This window comes from uncultured Negativibacillus sp. (assembly GCF_944388365.1).
Classification (GTDB): domain Bacteria; phylum Bacillota; class Clostridia; order Oscillospirales; family Ruminococcaceae; genus Negativibacillus.
This window is the reverse complement of the sequence record NZ_CALXIN010000057.1, coordinates 1-11,970: the sequence shown is the minus strand read 5'-3', so window position 1 is coordinate 11,970 and position 11,970 is coordinate 1. Positions and strand designations below refer to the sequence as shown.

The following is an 11,970-nucleotide window of genomic DNA, read 5'->3' as shown; positions in this document are numbered from 1 at the left end:
CGACACATCCCTTGCGGACATCCCTGCGCCGGATCTGCACGTGCTTGATCGCCGGATGCAGCAGGTTTTTTCCGATGCCAAACGCAAACGCCGCTTTGCAGAATCTGCAAAGCAGTGCAAAAAGATTCTAAAAGTTGCTGCCGCCTTTGTGGTGGTTGCCATGGCCAGCTTTACCGCTCTGTTTTTCTCGGTGGACGCGGTAAAGATCAATGTGGTCAACTTTATCGTTCGTTCCCACGAGCTGTCCACCCAGTTTCATGTGGAGGACATGTTCGGACAGATACCGGAGGATGCTCCGTCGCTGATGCCGGATGATTTCCGCGAACCCACCTACATTCCCGCCGGCTTTGAGGAGACGACCTCCTCGATCCACACCGGCTACGGTGCGATCATCTACGAGAGCGAAAAAACCGAATATGTTCTTTCCTACTCCTGCATGGATTTCAATACCTTCCTCTCGCTGGATACCGAGGACTGTATGGTGGAATCCGTTTCGGTCGACGGCTACAAAGCTTACCTTTACACCAAGTATCGAGGAGACCTCAAGGGACACACCTCGCTGATCTGGCAGGATGGCAGCTACATCCACCTTATCAGCGGCCCCATCACAAAAAGAGAAATTATAAAAATGGCCGAAAGCCTCTATTAAACCTATTTTTGTACATCCTGTTTTTATTTGTATATCTGGTTTCTAATCTTTCACACAAAACGCCAGCGATTGACGCTGGCGTTTTGCGTTGTTTTGCGCTAAAATAAAGGGAATGAACCTTTCGGAAAGGATGATTTCACATGCAAACGATCGTACAAACGATCCTTCAGGAGATAGACGCCCTCCTGCCCCAGCAACAGCCGGTTCTGATTGCCATCGACGGACGGTGCGCCTCCGGCAAAACAACACTTGCAGCGCTGCTCCAACAAGCTATCGGATGCAATGTTGTCCACATGGACCACTTCTTTTTGCAGCCTCATCAGCGCAGTCCTCAGCGATACGCACAGCCAGGCGGCAACATCGACCACGAGCGCTTTCTTCAGGAGGTGCTGCTCCCTCTGACGCAGATGCAGCCGCTCTCCTACCGTCCCTTCGACTGTCACCGTATGGATTTCGGTCCTGCAATCGAGCTGCCTGCCAAGCCGGTCACTGTTATCGAAGGCTCCTACGCCTGCCATCCTGCTCTGCGCAATGATTACACACTGCGCATCTTCCTCACCGTCGACCCGCAGGTTCAGTTGGAGCGCATCCGAAATCGAAACGGCGAGTCTGCCGTCGCCGCCTTTCGTGAACGCTGGATTCCGCTGGAGGAGCGCTACTTTGAGCAATGTCAGGTGCCGGAATGCTGCACCCACTGTTTCCGAACCTAAAAACTGCCTGCTTCTATTGATAAATTTGCGGTTTTACATTGAGTCCGCTGCCATCATCTGTTATAATATAAACAATCTGAAAGGATACGGGAAGATGCTGACCTTTCATCAAACGACAGCAGGAGGGAATTTGAAATGAAAGTATCTGTGGGAGAAATCGTCCTGACTCTGGACGAAACTACACTGCAATATCAAATCGAAGCAAATGGAAAAACATGGCGATGGAGCGATAACTATTGCCCCTGTATGCAGACCGAAATAGGCGTCGTGCCTTTCACCCGCTGGCAGGAAATCCGTCACACCGAGTTTTGCTGCGGCGTCGGCAAGGGCATCCACTCCACCTACCGCAACTATCTGGGCAAATCCGATTCCTACGCCTTCGACACCCTTGTCTGGGTGGAGGAGGTCAACGGCACCGTCCACTTTGAATGGATTCCTATCTGCGAAAAGGACCTTTCCATTCAGCAGGTGAGATGGCCAGGCTATATGGAATTTGAGGAAGCTTCCAAAGAGAATTACACCCTGCTCAACCACGGTCAGGGACTGCTTGTTCCAAACAACTGGCCGGTTGAGCTTGGCAAGCTTTCCTTCAACGGTCAGTTCCTCACCTCCGGCGGCTATATGCCGTGGTTTGGTCAGGTCAAACACCGCGCAGGCTATATCGCCATCGCTTCGACTCCATGGAACGGCGGCGTCTATGCGGAGCATCCAGCGGGTGGACCATACACCCATGTGGGCTGCTGGTGGGAACCGAGCCTTGGCAAAATGGATTATCGCCGCTGCCTGGAATACACCTTCCTTGCTGACTGCGATTACAATGACCTGTGCAAGGTCTACCGCAACTACGTCAAGGAACACGGTCTGTTCACCTCGCTGGAGGAAAAAGCTGCCCGCGTTCCTTCGGTCAACGATCTGATCGGCTGCTCCTTTGTCCATTGCGGCATCAAAACCCATGTCAATCCAAAGTCCGACTTTTATGATCCGGAAAATCCCGAGAAAAACAACGTCCTCACTACCTTTGCTGCCAGAGAAAAGGAGGTCGAAAACCTCTATCAGCTCGGTGTCCGAAAGATGTACCTGCATCTGGATGGCTGGGCAGAACCAGGCTACGACAACCACCATCCCGACTATCTGCCGGCCTGCATCGAAGCGGGCGGCTGGGAAGGCATGAAGTCGCTGGTCGACACCATGCACCGTCTGGGATTCATGTTCGGCATCCATGACCAGTACCGCGACTACTATCTGGATGCGCCGACCTTCGATCCTGCCTTTGCTACCATGCTGCCGGACGGCACCTATCCGCAGCACGCCAGATGGGCAGGCGGTCCTCAGACCTATCTGTGCGGTACACAGGCACCGTACTATGTGCGCAGAAACTTCACCGAGATTCTCTCCCATGGCATCCAGCTGGACGGCACCTATCTGGATGTGTTCACCTGCAACGAAGGCGACGAGTGTGCAAATCCACTGCACCGCATGACCCGCCGAGAGTGCTATCAGTACCGCAAGAACTGCTTTGACTGGCTGCTCTCCAAGGGCATCCTCTCCAGCTCGGAGGAGGTTTCTGACTGGAGCATGCAGAGTCTGGTATTCTGCCACTATGCACCGTATCACTTTATGCTGCAGGCGCCAGGCACACCAAAGGATGGTATTCCGGTTCCGCTGTTTAATCTTGTTTACCATGACTGTGTCATCGAACCATGGATGATGGACAAACTCAGCGACACCGAGGACCTGATGCTGTACGCTCTGCTCAACGGCGGCGCACCGTACCTCATCCGTGACGGCGCTTACGCCAACACCGACGGTTCCTTCAGCGACGCCGCTGCATTGGAGATGCAGGAGAACATCCGCCGCTGTGAAGTAGTCGCCGGTCTGCATGAAAAGGTCGCCAAGTGTGAAATGCTCAAGCACGAGCTTCTCGACGACACCGGCATGAAGCAGAAAACCACCTTCAGCGACGGCACCACTGTCACCGTTGACTTTGCTGCCAACAGCTACAATATTCAGTAACAAAACAGGGACGGTATGACACCGTCCCTGTTTTTTCGTATCCGCAAAAAAAGCCACCGGCAGAACCGGTGGCTTTTGCTGTTTGTATCAAGTGAGGATTAGAGGCCCATCTCTGCTCTAACTTCTTTGAAGCATTTAACGATGAAGTCGATATCCTCTTTGGTGTGGCTAGCACAAACCTGAGTACGGATTCTTGCTTTGCCCTTTGGAACTACTGGATAAGAGAATGCAACAACGTAAACGCCTTTTGCTCTCATGCGCTCAGCAAACTCAGCTGCGGTAACTTCGTCATAGAGCATAACTGGTACGCATGGATGAGTGCCAGGGATGATGTCGAAACCTTCTTTAACCAGCAGATCGCGGTAGTAAGTGGTGGTTTCTTCCAGATGGTCACGCAGAGCGGTGCTTTCCTCGAGCATGTTGAACATCTCGATGCTAGCGCCTGCGATGGCTGGAGCCAGGGAGTTGGAGAACAGGTATGGACGGCTTCTCTGTCTGAGAAGGTCGATGATCTCTTTGCGTCCAGAGGTGTAACCGCCGGATGCGCCGCCGAGAGCTTTACCCAGTGTACCGGTGATGATATCAACACGGCCTTCAACACCGCAGTGCTCAGCAGTACCACGACCATGTTTGCCTACGAAACCAACTGCATGGCTGTCGTCAACCATAACCAGAGCGTTGTATTTATCTGCCAGGTCGCAAACACCTTTCAGGTTGCAGATGATGCCGTCCATCGAGAATACACCGTCGGTAGCGATCAGTTTGATTCTTGCGCCAGCTTCGTCAGCCTCTTTCAGTTTAGCTTCGAGGTCTTCCATGTTGTTGTTTTTGTATCTGAATCTCTTTGCTTTGCAAAGACGTACGCCGTCGATGATGGAAGCATGGTTGAGCTCATCGCTGATAACAGCATCGTCAGCTGTCAGGATGGTCTCGAACAGACCGCCGTTTGCATCGAAGCAGGAGGAGTACAGGATGGTGTCATCTGTACCCAGGAAGTCAGAGATCTTCTTCTCGAGCTGTTTGTGGATATCCTGTGTACCGCAGATGAAACGTACGGAAGCAACACCGTAACCTCTTTCATCGTAGGTTTTCTTTGCAGCGTCGATCAGTCTCTGGTTGTCGCCCAGACCCAGGTAGTTGTTAGCACACATGTTGATAACAGTTCTGCCGTCCTCCAGTTTTACCTTTGCGCTCTGTGGAGATACGAGCGGAAGCTCACCTTTAAAAAGACCAGCTGCTTTGATATCTTCGACTTCTTTGGTGTAAATGCTCAGAATGTCGTTTTTACGTGCCATTTCTAAATCAACCCTTTCTAAAAATTAGTTTCTTGAATTAGCAATCCTGGGACTGTGGTTCCAGTTTGTCAATGTCCTCCCAGTTGAGGATTACTTTACCGGACTGACCGGAAATCATAGCATCAAAGCCTTTCTTGTAGTCTTTGATGTTCATTCTGTGGGTGATGATTGCGGAAATATCCAGACCAGCTTCCAGCATGGTGGTCATCTTGTACCAGGTATCCCAAACTTTACGTCCATAGATACCGCGGATGTTCAGACCGTTCCAGATAACAGTTTCCCAGTTAACGCCGTTGCCTGGTTTCTGCAGACCCAGCAGAGCGATCTTACCGCCGTGTTTCATGTTTTCGATCATGTCGTTGAGAGCGGATCCTGCACCGGACATCTCCAGACCAACGTCGAAGCCTTCCTTCATGCCAAGTTCTGCCATAACATCCGGCAGTTTTTCTTTGGTCAGGTTAACGGTTCTGGTAGCGCCCAGTTTCTTAGCCAGATCCAGACGATACTCGTTGAGGTCGGTGATAACAACGTGTCTTGCACCTGCAAATTTAGCGATTGCAGCTGCCATGATGCCGATTGGGCCTGCACCGGTGATCAGAACGTCCTCACCCAGCATGTCGTAGGACAGAGCGGTGTGGGTAGCGTTGCCGAATGGATCGAAAATTGCGTACATCTCTTCTGGAATGTTTGGTTTGGTTGGCCATACGTTGCTTGCTGGGATTACCAGGTACTCTGCAAAGCAGCCGTCGCGGTTAACGCCAACGCCTTTTGCGTCTTTGCAGTTTTCTTTGTGGCCTTCCAGACAGTTACGGCATTTGCCGCAGGTGATGTGGCCTTCACCGGAAACGATGTCGCCGACTTTGAAGCCCTGTACGCCAGGACCAACTTCTACGATTTCACCAACATATTCGTGACCAGCAGTCTGACCAACAGCGATGGTGTGCTGAGCCCATTCGTTCCACTGATAAATATGTACATCGGTACCGCAAATAGCAGTTTTATGAATCTTGATCTTAACATCGTTTGTGCCAACCTCTGGAATGTCTACTCTTTTGAGGGCAAGACCAGGAGCTGCCTTTTCTTTTACGAGTGCCCACATTTTGTTGTCGTTCATGGTAATCTCTCCCTTTCTATTTTTTCTCGTTCCGCTTGAGTGTCCGCCGGAAAGAGAATAATTGTCTTTATCAGAAGTACAGCATATTACTGTTGTACTCTCTCCATGTACAATGATAGCACCATTCCCACTGCTTTTCAAGCAATTTTTGTAAGGAATTATCGTTCGGAAAGTTTTTGTAGGATTTTACGATTTTCTGTCCGTATCATTATTCAATCCCACGAAACCAATTTCGGTGTAGGTCAGCTTGCCCTGAATCCGTTCTGACTTCATCAGGCTGATACGGTTTACCTGCATGGAAACAGCAGGGACTGTTTTTCCAAAGCTGCGCAGATCAAACCCGTCCTCCAGCACCACTTCCCTGCCCAGCGTCAGATGCGCCGCAAAGGAGCGGTCCTGAAGCACAAAACCAGCCTGCCTGAGCTGCTGCTGGACCTGCTGTGCCAGCTGTTCCAGCGACTTGTTTTTGCGCAGACCTGCCCAGACGATATCGCCGCTGTCGCGCCGGAATCGACCCACGCCATCCAGCTGCATCGAAAAAGGATCAGCCTGCACCGAAGAAAGCGCCTGCTTTGCCTGTGCAACGCGGTTGGTTTCTCCGATGAAGGCCAGCGTCAGATGCAGATTTTCCCTGCGGGAAAATCGTCCTGCCACCGTATGCTGGCGCAGCGTCTGCATCGTTTGACACAGCGCATCGGTCATTTCTTGGCTGAGCAAAATCGCCACAAACAATCTCATGGGTCCCAGTCCTTTCCACAGATTTCTCTATTTTCAGTATACATCTTTCCCGAGTTTCGGGCAAGAGTCTTTCCACTTTTTAGCAAAAACGACCAGATAATTCCTTGTTTTCTCTACAGGTGATTGACAAAGAATCGTTCCCTGTGCTACTCTTGTCTTAACAGGTCGAATTGGCCTGTTCTTCACAATTTAACCTTATCAGGGTGCAGAGAGATCACCTGCAAAACAGATGTTCTCCTGAGAATAGGGAAGTCGGGAAAAGCCCGCGCAGTCTCCACTGCTGTACCGGAAGAGAAACCGCATCATGTCACTGCCTGCATTGTTCAGGTGGGAAGACCTCCGGTTTTGATGACGCCGAAGCCAGAAGACCTGCCCTGTAAGGGATTTGCTCCTTCTATGGAAGATAGCAGGCGCAAGAATTGGGAATCCGGTGGGGGTTCCCTGTTTTGGTGCGCCTTTTGGGAGAAAATCTCAAAAGGTTTTTCTTTTGCTCTGAAACAGCGGTCACCGGCATATTTTAAATTTGTGAACCAAAGTTGCCCAGCTTTGGTTCTGCACCCATATCAGGGTGCGGAAAGGATGGTATTTACCATGAAGAAAAGTGAAAAACGTCTGTTTGCTCTCAGCCTTGCGGCGGCGATGCTGTTTGTCATGCCGTCCAGCGCCAGCGCCATGCACATCATGGAAGGCTACCTGCCCATGGGACACGCGATTGCCTGGGGCGCTGTCTGCCTGCCATTTCTGGCGGCAGGACTGATCTCGATCCGCAAAACCATCTCTCAAAACCGCAAAGCGCTGCTCATCCTGGCGATGGCTGGCGCCTACGCCTTTGTTTTATCCGCACTGAAGATCCCCAGCGTCACCGGCTCCAGCTCTCATCCGACCGGCACCGGACTGGGCGCCGTCCTGTTTGGCCCAGCTGCGATGAGCGTCATCGGCATCATCGTTCTGCTGTTCCAGGCGCTGCTGCTTGCACACGGAGGCTTGACCACTCTGGGCGCCAACACCTTTTCGATGGCGATTGCCGGACCTTTCCTCAGCTACGGCGTATGGCGTCTGTGCAGAAAATGCAAGGTAAATAAATCGGTATCCGTCTTTCTCGCCACCTGTCTGGGCGATCTGTTCACCTATTGTGTCACCAGCGTGCAGCTGGGTCTGGCGCATCCGGCAGCCGAAGGCGGTGTGATGGCGTCGATCACCACTTTTATGGGCATCTTCGCTGTCACTCAGATTCCGCTGGCGATTGTCGAAGGTCTGCTGTCGGTGGCTGTCATGCTGGCACTGGAATCCTACGCATCCAGCGAGCTGTCCGAACTTGCCTACGCACATCAATAAGGAACGGAGGAACCCACGATGACAAAATCTGTAAAATTGACCATTGTTGCACTGCTGCTGGCGTGCGTTGTAATTGCGGTATTCCCGCTGTTGAAGATCAAAGATTCCGAGTTTGGCGGCGCTGACGGCGCTGCTGAGGAGGCCATCGCTCAAATCGACCCTGACTATCAGCCCTGGGCCGAGAGCATCCTGGAACCGCCAGGCGGCGAGACCGAAAGCCTGCTGTTCTGCTTGCAGGCAGCACTCGGCTCCGGTGTGCTCTGCTTTGGATTCGGTTATCTTGTCGCACGCAAAAAATATAAGAAGGACTAGGGTACTTTCCCTCCCCATCCTGCCCTGAACCACCGCGGCGGGCAAAGGCAAACCGCCTTCGCCCGCCGCTTGTTTTAAGAAAGGTTTTTATCAACCATGATCTTGTTTGATAAGCTCGCCTACTCCTCGCCCATCCGCCAAAAGAGTCCCGCCCTCAAATCGCTGTTCAGCGTCGGCTCGCTGGTTGTCTGTGTCACCTTCCGTGAACCGGTGGTCTGTCTGCTCATCTTTTTGGGAATGATGGCAGCGACTCTGCGCTTTGCCTGCCTTTCTCCCTCCCGCTACTTCCGTCTGCTGTTGGGACCGGCGGTGTTTCTGGCGCTGAGTTCGGTGGCGATTCTGTTTGTTCTCTCGGACACACCGCCTCAGCTGCTGGCAATCCCTGTGTTTTCCCGCTACCTCGGCATCAGCAGCGCCTCCTTTGTCCACTGGGCGCAGCTGATGGCAGTCGCTTTTTCCAGCGTCTCCTGCCTGTATTTTCTGATTCTGACCACACCCATCACCGACCTGCTCACCGTGCTGCGCCGGCTGCACTGTCCATGGCTGCTGCTGGAGCTGATGCTGTTGATCTACCGCTCCATCTTTGTGCTGCTGGACATCGCCGACGCCATCCAGACCTCGCAGAACTGCCGGCTGGGAAACCGTAGCTTTCGCTCCAAGCTCTCCTGTATGGGTCAGATGCTGTCGGTGCTGCTGGTGCGTTCGCTCAAGCGCTCCTCGCTGCTCTATGACGCTATGGAGAGCCGCCTGTACGACGGGCAGATTCGTGTGCTGGAGGAAACCCACCCTGCCTGCACCAAGGAATGGATTCTCTGTATTCTCTGGCTGGGATTCTGTTGTGCTCTTTCTCTCTTATTAAAAGGAGGTTTTCTGATTTGAACGATATTTTGATGGAGGTTCGGGACCTCTCCTACCGCTATCCCGACCAAACGCTGGCGCTGGACCATGTCAACCTGACTATCCGCCGCCATGAACGGCTGGCCATCATGGGCAGCAACGGTTCGGGAAAATCCACCCTCTTTTTAAATCTCAACGGAGTCTACAAGCCGACCGAGGGACAGATTTTGTACGAGGGACAGCCGGTGGATTACTCCCGCAAGGGTCTGCTGGAGCTGCGCCGCAAGGTGGGCATCGTTTTTCAGGAGCCGGATAATCAACTGTTCTGTGCCAGCGTGGCAGGCGAGATTTCCTTTGGTCTGTATAACCTCGGTTTGGAGGAGTCGGTCATCCGCGCCCGTGTGGATGAGGTCTGTGACCGGTTGTCCATCACGCCCTTCCGCTCCAAGCCGACCCACTTTCTCAGCGGCGGACAGAAAAAACGGGTGTCCATCGCCGACAGTCTGGTGATGCAGCCCGAGCTGCTCATCCTCGATGAACCGTTTTCCGCCCTCGATCCCACGCATGCACAGATGATCGACCAGATTCTGCGCACCCTCTCGGACAGCGGCATCACGGTAGTGATCTCCACCCACGAGGCCGACCGCATCTATCCATGGGCGGACAGAGTTGTGGTGCTCAACAATTCCCACATTCTTGCCGACGGCACTCCCGATGAAATCTTTTCCGATATTCCCCTGTTGACTGCCGCAAATCTCGAACAGCCGACGCTGCTCCAGGTTTCCCAGACACTGCATCGCGCGGGAATTCTCCCTCAAAATTGTCATCCTCGCACTGCCCAGCAGCTGGAACAAATGCTGAAATAGATGAAAATTATTTTTTATTGGTAAATTATTTTACAAAAAATGAGATAAATACATGGTATTCCCTCATGATTATATGTTATGATTATTCTAGGATCATTATTTTCATGGAGGTATTATCAATGAAAAGCTGGAGAAAATCAAGAACAGAAGCCCCAGACTTTCACAAACAGGACCTGGTGGTCTGCCCTGCAACACGCTTTTTTGACTAACTGTCCTTTATCGGGGATGAGATCGTCGGCTGCTTTGTGCTGGAAACATCGCAGGGACTGGTGTTGATCGACTGCATGAATCCTGACCAGCGGTGCATCGACATCATCGAACAGGGTTTTGCTGACCTCGGATTGGACCTGCATCAGCTGTGTGCCATCGTCATTTCCCATGGCCACGGCGACCACTACGGCAGAGCCGATTATTTTAAAGAAAAATACGGGGCAAAAATCTATCTTTCCAAAATTGATTATGAACTGGTCAAAAGTTTTCCAGAAAGCGCGCCATGGAAAGCTATTGACCTGCCGGTAGACCATTTCCTGGTCGACGGTGAGGAGCTGGAATTTGGCGACACCAAAATCAAGGCAGTATTTACCCCTGGACATTCCGAAGGCTGCTTCTCCTTCATCATCCCTGTCACCGATGAGGGTCGTCCGCATCAGGCTGCTCTGTGGGGAGGCTCCGGCATCCTGCGCTCCTCCAATGTCGACGATTACTACGACTCCTGGATGAAGTTCAGCCGCATCTGCCGCGAATATCACGTGTATGCCGAAATCGCCACCCATCCTTGTCTGGATATGGGCTTGCAGCGTCTGGCCATCGTGCGCAACATTGTGGACGGCGTTCCTAATCCATTTGTCATCGGCGAGCAAGGCTATCAATACTACGAACAGAAATTTTACCAGATGGTGATGAAACACAAGGAGAAAGCTTCCAGCCAGTCCCATTAAGCTGTATCCTGTTTGAAAAGGCCGATGGAGCTTTGGAAAATCTGTTTTCCCAACAATTAACCCTTGTATTTTATCCCTTTATTCTTTATAATAGAAGCATGTATTGATGCTATCTTTTACAGGAGGTATTGCTTTATGAAAGGTCTTTCCATCACCGGTTTCATCCTGGGCATCGTTGGCGCTGCTGCCAGCATCACCGCCATCGTTTTCAGCATTATTGGCCTTGCCAAATGCAAAAATCTCGAGTTCTAATCACATTAAAAAGCCCTCTTCACCCCATGAAGAGGGCTTTGTTTTTAGGATGGCTGCTGTGAAACACTTCCTTCGCAATTTTTACGGTTTCACACCAAATTCGGGGTCGAATTTCGTCAGCCGCCAGCAGGCATTTTCCTTGAAAACGGTGTCGGTTTCCTGTATAATTGATAGCTGGGTTTTAAATATCCAATATCATCAATCAACAGTTTTTGAAAGTGAGGCGTGGAAGTATGCAAAAAATCGGATTTGACAATGACAAATATCTTCACACACAGTCGGAGCACATACGCCAGCGCATTTCCCAGTTTGGCGGGAAACTTTATCTGGAGTTTGGCGGAAAGCTTTATGATGATTACCACGCTTCCCGTGTTTTGCCAGGTTTTCAGCCGGACAGCAAGCTGCGGATGCTTTTGCAGCTGAAGGATCAGGTGGAAGTGGTTATCGCCATCAACTCGTCCGACATTGAAAAGAACAAGGTTCGCGGCGACCTGGGCATCACCTATGATGTAGACGTACTGCGACTGATCGACGTCTTCCGAAGCTTTGGTCTGTACGTCGGCAGCGTTGTCATGACCCAGTTCCAGGGTCAGGCTGTCGCACTGGCATTCCAGGAGCGTCTGGAAGCACTGGGCGTGCGTGTATACCGCCACTACCCAATCGAAGGTTATCCATCCAACATCTCCAAGATCGTCAGCGACGAGGGCTACGGCAAAAATGATTACATCGAAACCAGCCGCGGACTGATCGTCGTCACCGCTCCTGGTCCTGGCAGCGGCAAGATGGCAACCTGTCTGTCCCAGCTGTACCACGACCACAAGCGCGGCATCAACGCTGGATACGCCAAGTTTGAAACCTTCCCCATCTGGAATCTGCCGCTCAACCATCCGGTCAATCTGGCATATGAGGCC

General features: G+C 51.8%; 12 protein-coding genes and 1 riboswitch. Of the genes, 9 read left to right on the top strand and 3 right to left on the bottom strand.

Annotated features, from left to right (window positions below; genetic code table 11):
- From Q0L39_RS08145 to Q0L39_RS08135, 3 genes are all read left to right on the top strand, one after another.
- Positions 1–649, top strand: a 649-nt coding sequence (locus Q0L39_RS08145) for a DUF4367 domain-containing protein (RefSeq protein ID WP_296628229.1), incomplete at its 5' end; no start/stop codon positions are given.
- 140 nt (positions 650–789) lie between these two features.
- Entirely contained in the window at positions 790–1,359 is a 570-nt protein-coding gene (locus tag Q0L39_RS08140) for a zeta toxin family protein (RefSeq protein ID WP_296628227.1), read from the top strand.
- Positions 1,360–1,494: 135 nt separating this feature from the next.
- A complete protein-coding gene (locus Q0L39_RS08135; protein ID WP_296628225.1) occupies positions 1,495–3,372 on the top strand; it encodes a DUF5696 domain-containing protein in 1,878 nt (625 codons plus the stop codon).
- A 98-nt stretch (positions 3,373–3,470) separates the two neighbouring features.
- On the opposite strand, the gene Q0L39_RS08130 is transcribed toward Q0L39_RS08135, so the two are convergent.
- From Q0L39_RS08130 to thpR, 3 genes are all read right to left on the bottom strand, one after another.
- Positions 3,471–4,667, bottom strand: a complete 1,197-nt coding sequence (locus Q0L39_RS08130) for a glycine C-acetyltransferase (protein WP_296628223.1) — start codon at positions 4,665–4,667, stop codon at positions 3,471–3,473.
- Positions 4,668–4,704: 37 nt separating this feature from the next.
- The gene (gene tdh / locus Q0L39_RS08125; RefSeq protein ID WP_296628222.1) at positions 4,705–5,781 is read right to left on the bottom strand and encodes an L-threonine 3-dehydrogenase; all 1,077 of its coding nucleotides are present in this window, start codon (positions 5,779–5,781) and stop codon (positions 4,705–4,707) included.
- A gap of 186 nt (positions 5,782–5,967) precedes the next feature.
- Positions 5,968–6,519 carry an RNA 2',3'-cyclic phosphodiesterase gene (thpR, locus tag Q0L39_RS08120; protein WP_296628220.1) on the bottom strand — a complete coding sequence of 184 codons (552 nt, stop codon included), beginning with the start codon at positions 6,517–6,519 and terminating at the stop codon, positions 5,968–5,970.
- 184 nt (positions 6,520–6,703) lie between these two features.
- Positions 6,704–6,911: riboswitch (cobalamin riboswitch) on the top strand.
- A 199-nt stretch (positions 6,912–7,110) separates the two neighbouring features.
- On the opposite strand from thpR, the gene Q0L39_RS08115 reads away from it, so the two are divergent.
- The 6 genes from Q0L39_RS08115 to Q0L39_RS08090 all read left to right on the top strand — a co-directional run.
- Positions 7,111–7,854: an energy-coupling factor ABC transporter permease gene (locus tag Q0L39_RS08115; protein ID WP_296628218.1), complete on the top strand. Its 744-nt coding sequence runs from the start codon at positions 7,111–7,113 to the stop codon at positions 7,852–7,854.
- An 18-nt stretch (positions 7,855–7,872) separates the two neighbouring features.
- Entirely contained in the window at positions 7,873–8,166 is a 294-nt protein-coding gene (locus tag Q0L39_RS08110; protein WP_296628216.1) for an energy-coupling factor ABC transporter substrate-binding protein, read from the top strand.
- 96 nt (positions 8,167–8,262) lie between these two features.
- Positions 8,263–9,045: a cobalt ECF transporter T component CbiQ gene (gene cbiQ / locus Q0L39_RS08105; protein ID WP_296628215.1), complete on the top strand. Its 783-nt coding sequence runs from the start codon at positions 8,263–8,265 to the stop codon at positions 9,043–9,045.
- Entirely contained in the window at positions 9,042–9,869 is an 828-nt protein-coding gene (locus Q0L39_RS08100; RefSeq protein ID WP_296628214.1) for an ATP-binding cassette domain-containing protein, read from the top strand. Before cbiQ ends, Q0L39_RS08100 begins: the two co-directional genes overlap by 4 nt.
- A 209-nt stretch (positions 9,870–10,078) precedes the next feature.
- Positions 10,079–10,807, top strand: coding sequence for an MBL fold metallo-hydrolase (locus tag Q0L39_RS08095; protein ID WP_366916350.1), 729 nt, complete (start codon positions 10,079–10,081; stop codon positions 10,805–10,807).
- Positions 10,808–11,292: 485 nt separating this feature from the next.
- Positions 11,293–11,970: DUF1846 domain-containing protein (locus Q0L39_RS08090; protein ID WP_296628213.1), on the top strand; the 678-nt coding region annotated here is incomplete at its 3' end.

Bases quoted from the DNA above. Each gene is read 5' to 3' on its own strand.
- tdh (WP_296628222.1), bottom strand. From the start codon at position 5,781: ATGAACGACAACAAAATGTGGGCACTCGTAAAAGAAAAGGCAGCTCCT.
- cbiQ (WP_296628215.1), top strand. From the start codon at position 8,263: ATGATCTTGTTTGATAAGCTCGCCTACTCCTCGCCCATCCGCCAAAAG.
- Q0L39_RS08135 (WP_296628225.1), top strand. From the start codon at position 1,495: ATGAAAGTATCTGTGGGAGAAATCGTCCTGACTCTGGACGAAACTACA.
- Q0L39_RS08140 (WP_296628227.1), top strand. From the start codon at position 790: ATGCAAACGATCGTACAAACGATCCTTCAGGAGATAGACGCCCTCCTG.
- Q0L39_RS08110 (WP_296628216.1), top strand. From the start codon at position 7,873: ATGACAAAATCTGTAAAATTGACCATTGTTGCACTGCTGCTGGCGTGC.
- Q0L39_RS08130 (WP_296628223.1), bottom strand. From the start codon at position 4,667: ATGGCACGTAAAAACGACATTCTGAGCATTTACACCAAAGAAGTCGAA.
- Q0L39_RS08115 (WP_296628218.1), top strand. From the start codon at position 7,111: ATGAAGAAAAGTGAAAAACGTCTGTTTGCTCTCAGCCTTGCGGCGGCG.
- thpR (WP_296628220.1), bottom strand. From the start codon at position 6,519: ATGAGATTGTTTGTGGCGATTTTGCTCAGCCAAGAAATGACCGATGCG.